Annotated in this window: 13 protein-coding genes, 2 tRNA genes, 2 rRNA genes and 1 riboswitch (1 of these 18 running past the window's edge); of the genes, 6 read left to right on the top strand and 11 right to left on the bottom strand. The window is 62.7% G+C overall.

Annotated features, from left to right (window positions below; all coding sequences use genetic code 11):
- The 4 genes from ACVWY5_RS02135 to ACVWY5_RS02120 form a co-directional block, all read right to left on the bottom strand.
- A 23S ribosomal RNA gene (locus ACVWY5_RS02135) occupies nt 1–446 on the bottom strand (it extends 2,398 nt beyond the left edge of the window).
- A 420-nt stretch (nt 447–866) separates the two neighbouring features.
- A tRNA-Ala gene (locus tag ACVWY5_RS02130) sits at nt 867–942 on the bottom strand.
- 35 nt (nt 943–977) lie between these two features.
- Nucleotides 978–1,054: transfer RNA gene (locus ACVWY5_RS02125), tRNA-Ile, on the bottom strand.
- Between the two features lie 210 nt (nt 1,055–1,264).
- Nucleotides 1,265–2,753: ribosomal RNA gene (locus ACVWY5_RS02120) — 16S ribosomal RNA — on the bottom strand.
- Together the 16S and 23S rRNA genes with 2 tRNA genes alongside form the textbook arrangement of a ribosomal RNA operon.
- A 1,010-nt stretch (nt 2,754–3,763) precedes the next feature.
- On the opposite strand from ACVWY5_RS02120, the gene ACVWY5_RS02115 reads away from it, so the two are divergent.
- The gene (locus ACVWY5_RS02115) at nt 3,764–5,827 is read left to right on the top strand and encodes a M23 family metallopeptidase (protein WP_028333571.1); all 2,064 of its coding nucleotides are present in this window, start codon (nt 3,764–3,766) and stop codon (nt 5,825–5,827) included.
- Here ACVWY5_RS02115 and ACVWY5_RS02110 read toward each other — a convergent pair.
- On the bottom strand, nt 5,814–5,999 hold the full coding sequence (locus ACVWY5_RS02110) for a hypothetical protein (protein WP_152977717.1): 186 nt from the start codon (nt 5,997–5,999) through the stop codon (nt 5,814–5,816). The two genes, ACVWY5_RS02115 and ACVWY5_RS02110, sit on opposite strands and share 14 nt — an antisense overlap.
- A gap of 39 nt (nt 6,000–6,038) precedes the next feature.
- On the opposite strand from ACVWY5_RS02110, the gene ACVWY5_RS02105 reads away from it, so the two are divergent.
- Both ACVWY5_RS02105 and ACVWY5_RS02100 read left to right on the top strand, forming a co-directional pair.
- Nucleotides 6,039–6,401 (top strand): SPW repeat protein, encoded by a 363-nt coding sequence (locus ACVWY5_RS02105; protein ID WP_028333572.1) that lies wholly within the window; start codon nt 6,039–6,041, stop codon nt 6,399–6,401.
- Nucleotides 6,402–6,482: 81 nt separating this feature from the next.
- Nucleotides 6,483–6,740, top strand: coding sequence for a hypothetical protein (locus ACVWY5_RS02100; protein ID WP_028333573.1), 258 nt, complete (start codon nt 6,483–6,485; stop codon nt 6,738–6,740).
- A 4-nt stretch (nt 6,741–6,744) separates the two neighbouring features.
- Here the strand turns inward: ACVWY5_RS02100 and ACVWY5_RS02095 are convergent, their stop codons facing one another.
- The 3 genes from ACVWY5_RS02095 to ACVWY5_RS02085 form a co-directional block, all read right to left on the bottom strand.
- Nucleotides 6,745–7,155 (bottom strand): hypothetical protein, encoded by a 411-nt coding sequence (locus tag ACVWY5_RS02095; protein WP_321176745.1) that lies wholly within the window; start codon nt 7,153–7,155, stop codon nt 6,745–6,747.
- 289 nt (nt 7,156–7,444) lie between these two features.
- Nucleotides 7,445–10,096, bottom strand: a complete 2,652-nt coding sequence (gene clpB / locus ACVWY5_RS02090) for an ATP-dependent chaperone ClpB (protein WP_028333575.1) — start codon at nt 10,094–10,096, stop codon at nt 7,445–7,447.
- 191 nt (nt 10,097–10,287) lie between these two features.
- Nucleotides 10,288–10,851 carry a helix-turn-helix domain-containing protein gene (locus ACVWY5_RS02085; RefSeq protein WP_028333576.1) on the bottom strand — a complete coding sequence of 188 codons (564 nt, stop codon included), beginning with the start codon at nt 10,849–10,851 and terminating at the stop codon, nt 10,288–10,290.
- Between the two features lie 58 nt (nt 10,852–10,909).
- Here ACVWY5_RS02085 and ACVWY5_RS02080 point away from each other — a divergent pair, with 58 nt between their 5' ends.
- Complete coding sequence (locus tag ACVWY5_RS02080) at nt 10,910–11,425, top strand: GNAT family N-acetyltransferase (protein ID WP_028333577.1); 516 nt, start codon at nt 10,910–10,912, stop codon at nt 11,423–11,425.
- 55 nt (nt 11,426–11,480) lie between these two features.
- Entirely contained in the window at nt 11,481–12,272 is a 792-nt protein-coding gene (locus ACVWY5_RS02075) for an MOSC domain-containing protein (RefSeq protein WP_028333578.1), read from the top strand.
- Nucleotides 12,273–12,314: 42 nt separating this feature from the next.
- Here the strand turns inward: ACVWY5_RS02075 and ACVWY5_RS02070 are convergent, their stop codons facing one another.
- Nucleotides 12,315–12,980 (bottom strand): TIGR02594 family protein, encoded by a 666-nt coding sequence (locus ACVWY5_RS02070; protein ID WP_028333579.1) that lies wholly within the window; start codon nt 12,978–12,980, stop codon nt 12,315–12,317.
- Nucleotides 12,981–13,211: 231 nt separating this feature from the next.
- Between ACVWY5_RS02070 and ACVWY5_RS02065 the strand changes: the two genes are divergently transcribed.
- Nucleotides 13,212–14,084: an alpha/beta fold hydrolase gene (locus ACVWY5_RS02065; protein ID WP_028333580.1), complete on the top strand. Its 873-nt coding sequence runs from the start codon at nt 13,212–13,214 to the stop codon at nt 14,082–14,084.
- A gap of 15 nt (nt 14,085–14,099) precedes the next feature.
- On the opposite strand, the gene metW is transcribed toward ACVWY5_RS02065, so the two are convergent.
- Together metW and metX are read right to left on the bottom strand one after the other, a co-directional pair.
- On the bottom strand, nt 14,100–14,762 hold the full coding sequence (metW, locus tag ACVWY5_RS02060; protein WP_028333581.1) for a methionine biosynthesis protein MetW: 663 nt from the start codon (nt 14,760–14,762) through the stop codon (nt 14,100–14,102).
- The gene (metX, locus tag ACVWY5_RS02055) at nt 14,759–15,964 is read right to left on the bottom strand and encodes a homoserine O-acetyltransferase MetX (protein WP_028333582.1); all 1,206 of its coding nucleotides are present in this window, start codon (nt 15,962–15,964) and stop codon (nt 14,759–14,761) included. The genes metW and metX overlap by 4 nt, the downstream gene beginning before the upstream one ends.
- An 85-nt stretch (nt 15,965–16,049) precedes the next feature.
- Nucleotides 16,050–16,129, bottom strand: a riboswitch (SAM riboswitch).
- Nucleotides 16,130–16,290 lie beyond the last annotated feature (161 nt).

The raw sequence follows: 16,290 nt of genomic DNA, 5'->3' as shown, positions 1-16,290 counted from the left end.
TACATCATCGCATTACTCGTACGGGGCTATCACCCTCTGAGGCCCTGCTTTCCTGACAGGTTCCGATTGTCTTTGATGTATCACTGGCCTGGTCCGCGTTCGCTCGCCACTACTAACGGAGTCTCGATTGATGTCCTTTCCTCCAGGTACTTAGATGTTTCAGTTCCCTGGGTTTGCTTAAAACCTCCTATTTTATTCGGAGGTCTCATACCTTCTCTTGATAACCGGAAATCCAAAACCTCAAGAGGTCATGGTTCCGATCATTTCTGGTCAAACCCCAAAACCACAAGGTCTTGGAGTTCCGGCTATCGAAGGTGGGTTTCCCCATTCGGAAATCCGCGGATCAAAGCTTCTTCGCAGCTCCCCACGGCTTATCGCAGCGTAGCACGTCCTTCATCGCCTCTCAGCGCCAAGGCATCCACCGAACACCCTTAAGGCACTTGATTGCTCTCATTATCAATGTCCACACACTCGGCAGAATGTTGTCTGCACAACTGCCACTGAAGGCACGCATCCTCGATGAATGCGATTGCGCAGCCGGACATTGACTAGAAAGACCAGCTTGCTTCGTAAGATCGGCCCGATAGCGAGGCGGTCAAGCTTCGCTACAAAGATCGTTTTACAACTCGCTCACCCCACTCATCTTGCGATGAGCTGCGATGCGCGAGCGCCGAAAACGATCTGGAGATTAGGAATGGCACCCGCGAATTGCTTCGCAGATCCAAACTCGGATCGATCTCCTCTTTACGATGTCAGAAAACACGCACGTCACCGTCCATCCGGACCAATGAGTGCGAAGTGATGTTTCGCGGACGAAATGAACAGAGCTTCCTGCACAAGGCGCATTCTCGAGCTTCAATTCCATCTGGTGGAGCCAGACGGGATCGAACCGACGACCTCATGCTTGCAAAGCACGCGCTCTCCCAGCTGAGCTATGGCCCCGTACCAGAAGACGAATGCTCCGCACTCGATCAAAATGGTGGGCCTGGGAAGACTTGAACTTCCGACCTCACGCTTATCAAGCGCGCGCTCTAACCAACTGAGCTACAAGCCCCTAACACGAGAGACATGCCGGCGCGCAACCGACGTGAAGTCGATGCACCGCACAGCGCTCAGCCCCTGGCGCGTGTTCGTCCGCGAAGAAAGAGAAACGAAGACGGCGAAATCCCGCCAATGGAGCTCAACAATCCTGAAACTGTTGGCCCCTGAATGTTTCTAAAACGATCCGATAGTGAGCGTGAGCTCGCTGAAGGATCATCCTTAGAAAGGAGGTGATCCAGCCGCAGGTTCCCCTACGGCTACCTTGTTACGACTTCACCCCAGTCGCTGACCCTACCGTGGCCGGCTGCCCCCTTTCGGTTAGCGCACCGTCTTCAGGTAAAACCAACTCCCATGGTGTGACGGGCGGTGTGTACAAGGCCCGGGAACGTATTCACCGTGGCGTGCTGATCCACGATTACTAGCGATTCCAACTTCATGGGCTCGAGTTGCAGAGCCCAATCCGAACTGAGACGGCTTTTTGAGATTTGCGAAGGGTCGCCCCTTAGCATCCCATTGTCACCGCCATTGTAGCACGTGTGTAGCCCAGCCCGTAAGGGCCATGAGGACTTGACGTCATCCCCACCTTCCTCGCGGCTTATCACCGGCAGTCTCCTTAGAGTGCTCAACTAAATGGTAGCAACTAAGGACGGGGGTTGCGCTCGTTGCGGGACTTAACCCAACATCTCACGACACGAGCTGACGACAGCCATGCAGCACCTGTCTCCGGTCCAGCCGAACTGAAGAACTCCGTCTCTGGAGTCCGCGACCGGGATGTCAAGGGCTGGTAAGGTTCTGCGCGTTGCGTCGAATTAAACCACATGCTCCACCGCTTGTGCGGGCCCCCGTCAATTCCTTTGAGTTTTAATCTTGCGACCGTACTCCCCAGGCGGAATGCTTAAAGCGTTAGCTGCGCCACTAGTGAGTAAACCCACTAACGGCTGGCATTCATCGTTTACGGCGTGGACTACCAGGGTATCTAATCCTGTTTGCTCCCCACGCTTTCGTGCCTCAGCGTCAGTATCGGGCCAGTGAGCCGCCTTCGCCACTGGTGTTCTTGCGAATATCTACGAATTTCACCTCTACACTCGCAGTTCCACTCACCTCTCCCGAACTCAAGATCTTCAGTATCAAAGGCAGTTCTGGAGTTGAGCTCCAGGATTTCACCCCTGACTTAAAGACCCGCCTACGCACCCTTTACGCCCAGTGATTCCGAGCAACGCTAGCCCCCTTCGTATTACCGCGGCTGCTGGCACGAAGTTAGCCGGGGCTTATTCTTGCGGTACCGTCATTATCTTCCCGCACAAAAGAGCTTTACAACCCTAGGGCCTTCATCACTCACGCGGCATGGCTGGATCAGGCTTGCGCCCATTGTCCAATATTCCCCACTGCTGCCTCCCGTAGGAGTTTGGGCCGTGTCTCAGTCCCAATGTGGCTGATCATCCTCTCAGACCAGCTACTGATCGTCGCCTTGGTGAGCCATTACCTCACCAACTAGCTAATCAGACGCGGGCCGATCTTTCGGCGATAAATCTTTCCCCGTAAGGGCTTATCCGGTATTAGCTGAAGTTTCCCTCAGTTGTTCCGAACCAAAAGGTACGTTCCCACGCGTTACTCACCCGTCTGCCGCTGACATATTGCTATGCCCGCTCGACTTGCATGTGTTAAGCCTGCCGCCAGCGTTCGCTCTGAGCCAGGATCAAACTCTCAAGTTGGACTTGAAACCTTGAACCGGCTGATCACAACGTTTGACGAGGTCCCACCATTCTTCATCGACCGAAGTCAACGAGCCGCCCGCGATTCACATCGTTGGCAGCGATGGTGTAACCTTTAAAACGTGTACCGCCGAAGTCTTTCGTCCACTCTCAGAAGTCAAAAGCCGAAGCTTTCAAGTATCCCGAGAGACGCAAGGACTCCGCCGTCCACGTTTCTCTTTCTTCATCTTCACTTGTCAAACAGCCCGGGATCCGATGACCCCACACCCTTAGAGGGTGGTTCTACCCTTCACCGACCGACAGTGAACCTCAACCGATTTATGTCGGCTGTTGTGTCACTCATCTAAGTGAGGAGCATCAGAGGCGCGTTCGCTCGCCTTGGTCAGTGACCCGGCGGCGCCGCGCTCAGTGGTTGGTTTATAGTCCCCACCCCTCGGGATTGTCAACGCCCATTGTCAACAAATCGTCGCACGCCCAAATCGCTTGTGCAGTGCGAAGAAATTGTCGTGCTTTCCGTGACTTAGGTCGGAGGTAAAAATTCGCCACCCAGCCCTCGCGGCAAAAAACTTTAAAAAAAGTTTGTCGCCGGGGAGCCCGTGAGGCCCTCCAAAACGGGTTCCAGCCGCCGCGAGGCCGGGCGGCGGGTATCGACCTGCTTTCAGGGAAGCTTTTCCACCTCAAATGCCGCACTTGAGCCACAATCCTGCGACGTTCTGGCTATAACGAATGCATTGAACCGCTCGTAACCTGTGGGGGCTGGGGCGGTTTTTCTGGGGGACCAGGCGATTTTCTCCAAGAATACGTCGCCTCTTCCCTTCGCGCGGCCGAGCAACATCGAGAGATCTGCACACCATTGACGTTCGAGATCGCGGCTAGCTAATGGCCATCGGCTTCTCGAATTCGATGCGTGTGGCTCGCCACACTGCCGAGATTCCTCTTCAGGGGATCAAGGCGGGGACGAGGATGAGCTGAGGACGATCGCAGTTGCCGGAATTTGGGGGGATATCGGGTTGAGCCAACGGGCGTCACGCGGAATCGGCATTGGGCGCGAGACCGGGATGATCGATCTCGGTCACGAACCGCCGCTTTCAGTCGACGGCACCGAGGCCGCGGTGATCGACCGCCGCCGCGTCTCCGTTCAATGGTTTAGCGGCACCATTCTGACTGGACTATGTGGCGCGGCCCTGATCGGCGGCGCCGTTTTTGCGTCGCTCGATGGCGAGATGACCTTCGCCAAGGTGCCGGAGCGCGTCGAAGGCGCGCTGCGCGGCGCGTTCACCGGCAACGATCGCGTCGTCAGCCTGCACAAGGGCGACCGCCTGCCGCCGCCCAGCGAATCCTCCGCCTCCCGCAGCCTGGTGCGCGTGTCGACCGTGACCCGCGTCGGCAATCGCGACGTGATGCGGGTGCGGCCCTTCATCCGAATTTCCGGCAACCTCTCGATGACCACGAGCGATCTGTCGGCAAAAATCCCTGCGTTCAACGCGCAGCGTCTCTTGACCGATGTCGGCTCCGACACGCCGGCGGCGGCCGAGGATCCGAATGCCGCGGCCGAGCCCGACGCCGAGGTCTCGTTCGTCACCAAGGATCTCGGCTCCGTGCTGCCGAAAGCCAAGCTCGCCGCCGTCGTCGCGCTCGACGACGTGCTGATGCGGGTCCGCGACGCCGCCAACTGGCGCGGCTCCGGCAATTCAGTGCGCTACGCTTCACTCGCCAATGCCACGGCTGACGCAAGCGGCGCCGGCCCCGACATGCGGATGGCCTACGCCGCCGAGGGCAACACCTCCGATCCCTATGCCGGCTTCGAGACCCGCGTGGTGCCGGAGAACGTCACCCTGCTGCCGAAGACCAAAGAGCAGGTCACCGGCGGCAATCCGGTCGGCGAACGGGTTCACGTCGTCAGGAAGGGCGACAGCATCACCTCGATCCTGCGCGATCAGGGCGCAACGCCCGACGAGGCGAAGGCGATCGCCGCAACGCTCGGTCCGCGCGGCCGCGAGGGCGGCCTGAAGGAAGGCCAGAAGGTACGAATCCTGATGGCGCCGGCCGCTCCCGGACCGAATGTCAGGCTGCAGCCCTATCGCGTGATCGTCGCCAACGAATCGGTCATCGAGGCCGTCGCTGCGCTGTCCGATCTCGGAAAATACGTTGCCGTCGACGTGCAGAGCATGAACACCGTCACCGAGACCGCCGACAATTCCAGCGACGATGACGAGGATGATGGCAGCGGCGTGCGGCTCTATCAGAGCATTTACGAGACCGCGCTGCGCAACAAGGTGCCGCCGACCGTCATCGAAGACATGGTCAAGATCTACTCCTACGACGTCGATTTCCAGCGCAAGGTACAGCCCGGCGACTCGTTCGACGTGTTCTTTGCCGGCGAGGACGAAGGCGTCACCAGCACCGAAAAGACCGAAGTGCTCTACGCCGCGCTGACCGTGGGCGGCGAAACCAAGAAATACTACCGATTCCAGAGCTCCGACGACGGCCTCGTCGACTACTATGACGAGACCGGCAAGAGCGCGAAGAAGTTCCTGGTGCGCAAGCCGGTCAACAACGCGATCATGCGTTCGGGCTTCGGTGGCCGCCGCCACCCGATCCTCGGCTATGTGAAGATGCACACCGGCGTCGACTGGGCCACCGCTTACGGCACGCCGATCTTCGCTTCCGGCAACGGCGTGCTCGAGAAGGTCGGATACGAGGGCGGTTACGGCAAATATATCCGCATGAAGCATGCCAATGGCTATGAGACGGCCTACGGCCACATGTCGGCCTTCGCCAAGGGCATGGAGATCGGCAAGAAGGTGCGGCAGGGCCAGGTGATCGGCTTCGTCGGCTCGACCGGCCAGTCGACCGGCCCGCACGTCCACTACGAAATCCTTGTCAACGGCCGATTCGTCGACCCGATGCGCGTGAAGCTGCCGCGCGGCCGTTCGCTCGAAGGCCCCATGCTGGCGAACTTCGAGAAGGAGCGCGACCGGATCGAGGCCCAGATGTCCAGCCGCGGCAGCTCGCGAATCGTCTCGGACGCCACGAGCTCGACCTCGCAGACGCGCTCCATCACCAATCGCTGATTATTCCCCAGGCCACACGGGCCGTCTGACGACGCCGCTGCGCTCCCTTCGGAAGCTGATTGCCGCGTCCAAACAGGCGCCGCCGGACATCGGCGGCGGCGGCGATTTCCGCCAAAATCCCCCGGAATCCACCAATTTCGCGGAACAAGACGGGAACTCGAATGGCGGTCATCCAGTTGATTCGAAGGTAAAACCTCCAATGGAGGGAGTCATGGAGAACTGGACAAACGCAAAACTGTGTGACGTCGCAAACCTGATCCTCGGCGCGATTCTTTTCCTGTCGCCGTGGCTGTTCACGTTCGACGGCGGAACGGTTTCCGCCAACGCCCACATCGTCGGCATTGCGATGGCGGTCCTTGCGATCGCCGCGCTCGCAGCCTTCGCGGTCTGGGAGGAGTGGCTGAACCTCATCGTCGGACTTTGGGCGCTGGTCTCGCCGTGGGTCCTTGGTTTCCAGGGAGTCACCACCGCGATGACCGTGCACGTGGTCATCGGCATCGCAGTCGCGGTCCTTGCGGCGATCGAGCTCTGGGTCATGTCCCAGCATCCGCCCCGGCTCACCACTCACAGCTGACGCTTCGAGCTCATCGATTCCTTACCCGCTGGCCGGGATGGCCGGCGGGTAAGGGCACTTGCCCAATGAGGATATGCAACCATGACCCAACTCACCCGCGACGACGTGCTGAAAGCCGTCAGCCACGCCGACGACGTCACGATTGCGCGAATCATCGCATCCGGGGCAACGATCGCCGAGCTTGCCGAAGCGCAGGCGTGGCTCGCCAATGACGAGCCGCTGATGAATGACGGCAGGCCGCTGGCCACGGGCCGTGCCCGCGAGCTGGTCGACATCCTCACAGAGCTCGAATCTGCCGAGGACGACGAACCCTCGCCGCCCATCGCCCCGCCGGAATGAAAGCTTACGGCGCGAGGCTCGCGCAGATCAGGAAAACGATCCCGATTGCGGTCAACCCGAACGCGACGGCCGCGAGCGGCAGCAGCATGTCGATCGTCGCATGGGAGCTGTTGATCGTGCTGCCCCAGACCGCGAATTCGCCCCTCCGCCATTCGCCAAACGGAATCGGCCGCGCATGCGGATCGTGCCGATGGTCGTATCTCCGCCAGATCTGCGACAGCAGCCACGGCAGGAGCACCGCGACAAACAGCAACACCGTCACGAACATCAGCGACAGTTCCACCTCGCTCTGGCGGTCGAACAGAATCCAGGCCGACAGCACGAACCATCCGACCAAGCCTGCGGCTGTGCCGTAAACGCGCGGATGAAGATCGTCATAAACGGGCCGGTTATGGGCAATGAGGTCTCTGCTCATGCAATTCGCCTTCTGCTGAGGGCGACCGGCGGTGTGGCTTTGCAGGATGATGCAACGTGGCGCGCGAATCAGCCATGCGATTCGGGCCGAATACTTCCCTTTGGAGCTGCGCGGGATGTTGCCACGCCAGCCGATCATTCAGGATGAAAACGAACGCTGTCCGCAGGCGGTTTCATTAATTCGGGCCCACAAAACGGGCCGCCAGACAGGAACTCCGTCGCGGGCGGCCCGTCGATTGTCGCGGATGCGGCCTGTCGCCAGGCCGCATCCAGTTTCGCTATCGAAACGCTCAGTTCAGCTTGCGCTTCGAGACCGGGGCCTCGAACTGCACGATCTCGGCGGTTTTGGGCACCTGACCGTTGAAGGTCAGCACGTTGCCCTTCTCCGAGATCACGACATGATCGCCGTCCTTGACCTCGCCGGCGAGGATCATCTCGGCCAGCGGATCCTGCACGCTGCGCTGGATCACCCGCTTCAGCGGGCGGGCGCCGTAAGCCGGATCCCAGCCCTTCTCCGCGAGCCAGTCCCGCGCCTTGGCGTCCAGCGTGAGCTCGATCTTGCGATCCTCGAGCAGCTTGGTCAGCCGCGCGAACTGGATCTCGACGATACGGCCCATCTCGCTCTTCTGCAGGCGGTGGAACAGGATGATCTCGTCGATGCGGTTCAGGAATTCCGGCCTGAAATGCGCCCGCACGACGCCCATCACCTGATCGCGGACCGCCGCGGTGTCCTCGCCCTCCGGCTGATTCACCAGGAACTCCGAACCGAGATTCGAGGTCATGATGATCAGCGTGTTGCGGAAGTCGACGGTGCGGCCCTGACCATCGGTCAGGCGGCCGTCGTCGAGCACCTGCAAGAGCACGTTGAAGACGTCGGGATGCGCCTTCTCGATCTCGTCGAACAGCACGACCTGGTAGGGCCGGCGCCGCACGGCTTCGGTCAGTGCCCCGCCCTCGTCGTAGCCGACATAGCCGGGAGGCGCGCCGATCAGCCGCGAGACCGAGTGCTTCTCCATGAATTCGGACATGTCGAGGCGGACCATCGCGGTCTCGTCGTTGAACAGGTCAGCGGCGAGCGCCTTGGTCAGCTCGGTCTTGCCGACGCCGGTGGGGCCTAAGAACATGAACGAGCCCGTCGGCCGGTTCGGATCCTGCAGGCCCGCGCGGGCACGGCGCACGGCGGTTGCCACCGCACGCACGGCTTCGGCCTGGCCGACGACGCGCTTGGCGAGGCTGTCCTCCATTTTCAGGAGCTTGTCCTTTTCGCCCTCCAGCATCTTGTCGACCGGCACGCCGGTCCAGCGCGAGACGACCTGCGCGATGTGGTTGGCGGTGACCGCCTCCTCCATCATCTCGCCGCCGTTCGGCTTGCTATTTTCTTGCGCCTCGATATCGGCGAGCTTCTTTTGCAGCTCGGGAATCCGGCCATAGGCCAGTTCGCCGGCTTTCTGGAATTCGCCGCGACGCTGCGCATTGGCAAGCTCGACGCGGAGCGCATCGAGTTCGCTCTTCAGCTTCTGGGCATTGGAGAGCTTGTTCTTCTCCGCGCTCCAGCGCGCCGTCAGCGCCGTCGATCGCTCCTCCAACCCGGCGAGCTCCTTCTCCAGGGTCTGCAAGCGGCTCTTGGAGCCGGCATCGTTCTCCTTCTTCAGCGCCTCCTGCTCGATCTTCAGCCGGATGATGTCGCGATCGAGCGAATCGAGCTCTTCCGGCTTCGAATCAACCTGCATCTTCAGCCGCGCCGCCGCCTCGTCCATCAGGTCGATGGCCTTGTCCGGCAGGAAGCGGTCGGTGATGTAGCGGTTCGACAGCGTGGTCGCGGCCACCAACGCGGAGTCGGTGATGCGCACGCCGTGATGCTGCTCGTACTTGTCTTTGAGGCCGCGCAGGATCGAGATGGTGTCCTCGACCGTCGGCTCGCTGACATAGATCGGCTGGAACCGGCGGGCCAGCGCCGCATCCTTCTCGACATGCTTGCGGTACTCGTCGAGCGTGGTCGCACCGATACAGTGCAGCTCGCCGCGTGCGAGCGCAGGCTTCAACAGGTTGGACGCGTCCATCGCGCCGTCGGTCTTGCCGGCGCCGATCAGCGTGTGCATCTCGTCGATGAACAGGATGATGCCGCCCTCGGCGGTCGAGACCTCCTGCAGGACCGACTTCAGCCGCTCCTCGAACTCGCCGCGATATTTCGCGCCGGCGATCAGGGCGCCCATGTCGAGCGACAGCAGCTTCTTGTCCTTCAGGCTCTCCGGCACGTCGCCGTTGAGGATGCGCAGCGCCAGGCCCTCGACGATCGCGGTCTTGCCGACGCCGGGCTCACCGATCAGGACGGGATTGTTCTTGGTCCGCCGCGACAGCACCTGGATGGTACGACGGATCTCCTCGTCGCGGCCGATCACCGGGTCGAGCTTGCCGTCGCGCGCCGCCTGGGTCAGGTCGCGGGCATATTTCTTTAGCGCGTCGTAAGCGTTCTCGGCGGTCGCGCTATCAGCGGTGCGGCCCTTGCGCAGCGCTTCGATCGCCGCGTTCAGGTTCTGCGCCGTGACGCCGCCCTTGCTCAGGATGGAGGCCGCCTCGCTGCCCTTCTCGAGCGTGAGCCCGAGCAGCAGCCGCTCGACGGTGACAAAACTGTCGCCGGCCTTGTCGGCGGCCTTTTCCGCCGCATCGAAGGCGCGCGCCAGCTCCGGCGACAGGTAGACCTGCCCGGCGCCATTGCCCGAGACCTTCGGCAGCTTGTTCAGCGCCTCTTCGGTCGCTTTCAGGATTGCTCTGGAATTGCCGCCCGCACGGTCGATCAGACCGCCGGCGAGTCCCTCATTGTCGTCCAGCAGCACCTTCAACAGATGCAACGGCGAGAACTGCTGGTGACCGTCGCGCATTGCGAGCGACTGGGCAGACTGGATGAATCCGCGCGCGCGCTCGGTGTACTTCTCAATGTTCATTCGTTTTCCCTCGGCCTGCCATCGTCACCCATTCAGGCATGACAACGGCATCTTCATTGGGTTTCCGCGGGCCGCGTTGACGTTCCTCAACCAGCCTCTGGTCGTCGCCATCATTGTTCAGGCTTGCCGCAGATGTGGGCACTTGGTTCCAAAACGGAAGAGCCACAGTCTGCGATTTCACCCGATGAAGCTCAGCGCCGCACGATGGCGACAAGGTAGCGGCAGGGCTGAGCCGTTTCGTTACGGAAGACGATGTCCGATGGCGGACCAAGCTCGACGCGGTCACCCGCAGCGAGCTCATGGCGCTCCGCCCCTTCCATCAAGGTGAGGCGGCCACTGATCATCCAGACAACCTGGCGGACCAGGTGATAGGCGCTGGCGGGGAAGCCGGCTTCCTGCCCCGCAGGCAGTTCGATCTCCACCAGCTCCAGCGGATTGGCCGGATGCAGGAACACCTGCCGCCGCAGATAGGCCGCCTTCGGATCGCGCCAGACCGGCTGATCCTTGGCCCGCTGCAGGCGGGAATTGTGTGAGGCAACCTCGAACAGCGCGGCCATGGTCAGGCCATAGGCAGTGGCGATCCGCGACAGCGTCGCCGCCGTCGGGCTTGCCTCCGCCCGCTCGATCTTGCTCAGCATGGCCTTGGACACGCCGGCCCGCCCGGCGAGTTCCGCCAGCGACCAGCCGCGGCCCTCCCGTTCGGCGCGAACCCGCCGTCCGAGAGCCTCGTCGGCCTTGTCCTCTATAATTGACATGTCGTCTTATATAGTAGACGATAGCGGTCCGTTCAAGAGGCCCGTCAAGGAACCACCGATGATAATCCGCCCCGCCACCGAGCAGGACATCCCGGCCATTACCGCGATCTTCAACGAGGCGGTCGCCAACTCGAACGCGATCTGGACGGAGAAGCAGGATTCCGACGCCGAGCGGCTGGCTTGGATGACGGCGCGGCAGGCTCTGGGCTATCCCGTGCTGGTGGCCGTCGAGGGGGCGACGGCGCTCGGCTACGGCACATTCGGCGACTTCCGGGCCTTCCCGGGTTACCGCTACAGCGTCGAGCACAGCGTCTATGTCCATGCCGATCATCGCGGCCGCGGCCTCGGCCGGATCATCGTCGACGAACTGATCGCCGTGGCCACCGCGCTCGGCAAGCACGTCATGATCGCCGGTATCGACGGCGGCAATCCCGCCTCGCTGCGGCTGCACGCGCAGGCCGGCTTTGTCGAGGTCGCCCGGATGCCGGAGGTCGGACGCAAGTTCGGCCGCTGGCTCGATCTCGTGTTCATGCAGCGCCTGCTGGACGCTCCTGGAGCGGCGCGCGCCGACTAGTACCTTCCCGCGGGCGGCAGTTCTCCTCGCCCACCAAACAGGCTAGAGCGGGCGAATGGACAACACGCACGCTTCCTCCGCCCGGATCACCGGCATCTACCGCTACCCGGTCAAGGGTCTCACGCCCGAGCCGCTGCCGCACGCAGAGCTCAAGATCGGCGAGACGATTCGCTCCGATCGCCGCTATGCGATCGAGAACGGCCCGAGCGGCTTCGATCCCTCGGTGCCGAAATGGCTGCCGAAGCCGCATTTCCTGATGCTGCAGCGGGACGAGTGGCTGGCGCCGCTGCGCGCCCATTTCGACGATGACAGCCACGTGCTGACGCTGCGCCGGGATGGTGCGATGGTGGCCCAGGGCGACCTTGAGACCGCGGAAGGCCGCGCGGCGATCGAGCGCTATTTCGCCGATCGTCATACCGGCCAGATCAAGGGCCCGCCCAAGGTGCTGGTCAGCCCCGGGCATAGTTTCTCCGACGTGCCGCGCAAGGTGGTCTCGATCATCAATCTGGCCAGCCTGCGGGCGATCGAGGAGATGGTGCAGGCGCCGGTGCATCCGCTGCGCTTCCGCGCCAACCTCTATGTCGAGGGCTGGCCGGCCTGGCATGAAGCCAGCCTGCTCGACCAGACCATTGCGATCGGCAGCGCCCGGGCCAGGGTGGTGAAGCGCATCACCCGCTGCGCCGCTGTCAATGTCGATCCCGATACCGGCGCGCGCGACCTCTCGGTGCCGAACACGCTGATGCAGCGCTTCGGCAATAATGAATGCGGTATCTACGCCGAGATCATCAGCGATGGCGGTGCCGCCATCGGCGACACGATTGCCGCTGAGGGACCTGTAGCGTCGTAGGCCGGGCAAGGCGCGTGCGCGCCCTGCCCCGCTTTCGAGCGATCAGTTGGTCGGCATCACATAGGCGTAGATGCGGCCGCGCGAGACCCGCGTCTCGCGGACGCGGTGGCCGCTGTTGCCCGAGATCATGATCGGATTGCCCTTGGCATCGACGCTGGTGATGATGCCGACATGGCCGCCGCCGCGGCGGCTCATCACGGCTATGGCGCCGACCTGCGGTCCGGAAACGCGCGTGCCGTATTTGGCGAACGAACTCGCCATGTCGGAGCCGGTGCCGCGATGGCCGGTGTGCTGCAGCACCATGTTCATGAAGCGGGCGCACCACAGGCTGGAGCGGCCGGTCGGATTGCCGCCGAGATAGCGGCGCGCCTCGGCGACGATGCCGGACGAGCCGAAGCCGCTTGCCGCAATCACGCCGCCGGTGTTGGGCACGACGTCAGCGCTGCCGGGCAACGGCGCCGCGTTGGTTTCGACGATCCCGCCCGGCTGCGCGAGTGCGCGGCGCTCGGCGCGCGACAGCCGCGCTGCGTGCCGATAGTGATGACGGGCATAGTGACGCGCGTGATGGCCGGGATGGGCCGAATGCGCGTGACGTGGATGATGTGGACGGGCGGATGCCGGAGCGGCGGAGATCACGGCGAGAGTGAGCGAACACAGAGCCAGCGCCAAAACACGAAGCGACCGGCGACACGCAAGCAACTGAACCATACTTCACTAGATCCTCTGTAACGCCCCCCAACTCCCCGTCGCGTTCCCGGGGGAACACGACGGTGGTTTTGAAAATCGGGATGGCGCGAGGAAGATTTCATGCGGCACTGCGGGAATAATTTCTGGGTCATTCCGCGATGATTCGATGACGAGAAAAGAACCGGAACTGCCGCATTGCGGCCTTGAAAATTAACTGCAAATCTGGAGGCGGCCAACGAGAGGAGAATTTCAATGCCCTACGCCACGACGAAAGATCATATCCGCCTTCATTTCGAAGAGGCCGGCAGCGGAACCCCGATCATCTTCCTGCACGAGTTCGCCGCGGATCACACCAATTGGGAGCCGCAGATGCGCTATTTCGCGCGCGGCCACCGCTGCATCGCCTATTCGGCGCGCGGCTACACGCCGTCCGATGTGCCGCCGAGCGCCGACGTTTACACCTACCAGCACTTCTATACCGACGCGCTCGCGGTGCTCGACCATCTCGGCATCGCCAGGGCGCATTTCGTCGGACTCTCGATGGGCTCCTATTCGTCGCTGCAGATCGCCCTCAACGCGCCGGAGCGCGCGCTGTCGATGACGCTCGCCGCCGTCGGCTCCGGCTCCAGCCTCGAGCATCTCGATGCCTTCCGCGCGCAGTGCCGCGCCAATGCCGAGCAATACGAGAGCATCGGCTCCGTCGAGGTCACCAAGGTGACGCGCGAGGCGCCGAGCCGGATCCCGTTTCTGGTCAAGGACCCGCGCGGCCACGCCGACTTCTACGCCGCGCTCGCCCGCCACGACGCCAGAGGCTCCGCCAACACGATGCGCAGCTTCCAGGGCGGCAGGCCCTCGATCTACACCATGACCGACGCCATCAGGCGCGCCGCGACGCCGGCGCTGATCCTGTGCGGCGACGAGGACGACAATTGCATCGCGCCCAGCATGTTCCTGAAGCAGCATCTGCCGGCCGCCGGGCTCTCCTTCTTCCCGAAGTCGGGTCACGTGCTCAACCTCGAGGAGCCGGCGCTGTTCAACGAGATGGTCGAGCGCTTCATCGCGCTGGTCGAGGCCGGCCGCTGGCCGGTGCGCGATCCGAGGTCGCTGGTAGCGGCGCCGGTTTGACGCGCCACCCACCGATTACTTGCCCCCACCCCGGCTGAGCAGGAACACGCCCTGCTCGCCGAACATGTTCCACACCCACCACGGCAGGTTGAGCGGCACCGGACGGCCGTAGAGGTCGAGCGCCACCGCGCGCTCCATCTTGACGTTGATCTCCTCGCAGAGCTGCACGAAATCCTTGATGGTGCAGAAATGGATGTTCGAGGTGTCGTACCAGCTCGCCGGCAAATTCTCGGTGCGCGGCATGTGGCCGCCGATCAACAGCTGCAGCCGCATCCTCCAGAACCCGAAATTCGGGAACGAGACGATGGCGCGCTGGCCGATGCGCAGCAGATTTTCCAGCACCACCTTGGGCTGCCGCGTCGCTTGCAAGGTCTGCGACAGGATCACGTAGTCGAACGCGTCATCCGGATAATTGACGAGATCGGTGTCAGCATCGCCCTGCACCACGGCGAGCCCCTTGGCGACGCAGCCATTGACGCCCTCGCGCGACAGCTCGATGCCGCGGCCGTCGATGCCGCGGCTCTCCAGGAGCTGCAGCAATTCGCCATCGCCGCAGCCGACATCGAGCACGCGCGAGCCCGGCCGCACCATGTCGGCGACCAGCAGATGATCGGTGCGATAGCCGCCGGTCCGCTCCGGCGCGACGCCCGGCAAGGGCAATGTCTGCTGCATGCTCATGACTGGCCGCCATCCTTCAGTCCGCGCGCCTTGCCTGCGGCCAGCAGGAAGGCGCGGGAGATCTCGAGGAATTCGGGCACATCGAGCAGGAAGGCGTCGTGCCCCCTGTCGGTCTCGATCTCGGCGAACGACACCCGCGCGCTCGACGCGTTCAGCGCATGCACCAGCGCGCGCGATTCCGAGGTCGGAAACAGCCAGTCGCTGGTGAACGACACCACGCAGAACCGCGTCTGGATGCCGGTGAACGCCTTCGCCAGCACGCCGTTGTGGTCGGCGGCGATGTCGAAATAGTCCATCGCGCGGGTCAGATAGAGATAGGAGTTGGCGTCGAAGCGCTCGACAAAGGACGAGCCCTGGTAGCGCAGATAGCTCTCGACCTGGAAATCCGCATCGAACGAGAAGGTCGGCAGCTCGCGGTCCTGCATCCGCCGTCCGAACTTGCGATGCAGCGCGGCGTCCGAGAGATAGGTGATGTGCGCGGCCATCCGCGCCACCGCCAATCCGCGGTGCGGATGGGTGTCCTCGTCGACATAGCGGCCGCCGCGCCAGTCCGGATCGGCCATCACGGCCTGGCGGCCGAGCTCGTGGAACGCGATGTTCTGCGCCGAGTGGCGCGTCGAGCAGGCGATCGCGAGCGTCGAGAACACGCGCTCCGGATAGGCCGCGGTCCATTGCAGCACCTGCATGCCGCCCATCGAACCGCCGACCACGCAGAACAGCGTATTGATGCCGAGGCGATCGATCAGCATCGCCTGCGCGCGCACCATGTCGGGGATGGTGATGATCGGGAAATCGAGTCCCCACACCTTGCCGGTCGCGGGGTTCGACGACGCAGGGCCGGTCGAGCCCATGCAGCCGCCGATCACATTGGAGCAGATGATGAAGTATTTGTCGGGATCGATCGGCCGGCCGACGCCGACCATGGTCTCCCACCAGCCAGGTTTGCCGGTGACGGGATGGATGTTGTTGACATGCTGATCGCCGGTCAGCGCGTGGCAAACCAGGATCGCGTTGGAGCGGTCGGCATTGAGCTCGCCATAGGTCTGGTAGGCGATCTGGAACGGTGCGAGATCGACGCCGCAATCGAGCTTGAGCGGCTGGTCCATCCCGAACTTCGCCACCAGTGACGACGGATGGTCGGCCTCATGGGCGCGATCATCGCTCGGGGTTTGTGGGCTCGGTATCGGACGCACGTTGCTCATCTAGGCGACCCTGCCTCCGCGCGGGAGGGCTCGACGGACCTCAGGCCAATAAAAAACCCGGCCTGAACAAAGGTTCGGCCGGGAGCTGATAAGGTCCCCGGCCTGTTTAGCGAGTTGTTTAACGTGGCTGCAAGCCGGCCGGCTCAAATGACCACGGGACGCAGGGAACGTAGTCCCCACGCCCCCCGCCGTCAAGACAGCCCTTTCCACGGCCGATTGGTTAACCGAATGCGCAAGGCACGCCTGCGACGTTTCTCTTTGCTTTCGCTGCCCGTCTTTCCTAATCAGGGACCCTGTCCGACGCGGCAACGGGCCGCCCCGACGAC

Source organism: Bradyrhizobium sp. USDA 3256 (assembly GCF_054058275.1).
The sequence above is the reverse complement of the archived record's forward strand: the minus strand, read 5'-3'. Positions and strand labels throughout refer to the sequence as shown.

Bases quoted from the DNA above. Each gene is read 5' to 3' on its own strand.
- ACVWY5_RS02075 (WP_028333578.1), top strand. From the start codon at position 11,481: ATGGACAACACGCACGCTTCCTCCGCCCGGATCACCGGCATCTACCGC.
- clpB (WP_028333575.1), bottom strand. From the start codon at position 10,096: ATGAACATTGAGAAGTACACCGAGCGCGCGCGCGGATTCATCCAGTCT.
- ACVWY5_RS02065 (WP_028333580.1), top strand. From the start codon at position 13,212: ATGCCCTACGCCACGACGAAAGATCATATCCGCCTTCATTTCGAAGAG.
- ACVWY5_RS02105 (WP_028333572.1), top strand. From the start codon at position 6,039: ATGGAGAACTGGACAAACGCAAAACTGTGTGACGTCGCAAACCTGATC.
- ACVWY5_RS02070 (WP_028333579.1), bottom strand. From the start codon at position 12,980: ATGGTTCAGTTGCTTGCGTGTCGCCGGTCGCTTCGTGTTTTGGCGCTG.
- ACVWY5_RS02080 (WP_028333577.1), top strand. From the start codon at position 10,910: ATGATAATCCGCCCCGCCACCGAGCAGGACATCCCGGCCATTACCGCG.
- metX (WP_028333582.1), bottom strand. From the start codon at position 15,964: ATGAGCAACGTGCGTCCGATACCGAGCCCACAAACCCCGAGCGATGAT.
- ACVWY5_RS02095 (WP_321176745.1), bottom strand. From the start codon at position 7,155: ATGAGCAGAGACCTCATTGCCCATAACCGGCCCGTTTATGACGATCTT.
- metW (WP_028333581.1), bottom strand. From the start codon at position 14,762: ATGAGCATGCAGCAGACATTGCCCTTGCCGGGCGTCGCGCCGGAGCGG.
- ACVWY5_RS02100 (WP_028333573.1), top strand. From the start codon at position 6,483: ATGACCCAACTCACCCGCGACGACGTGCTGAAAGCCGTCAGCCACGCC.
- ACVWY5_RS02085 (WP_028333576.1), bottom strand. From the start codon at position 10,851: ATGTCAATTATAGAGGACAAGGCCGACGAGGCTCTCGGACGGCGGGTT.
- ACVWY5_RS02110 (WP_152977717.1), bottom strand. From the start codon at position 5,999: ATGACCGCCATTCGAGTTCCCGTCTTGTTCCGCGAAATTGGTGGATTC.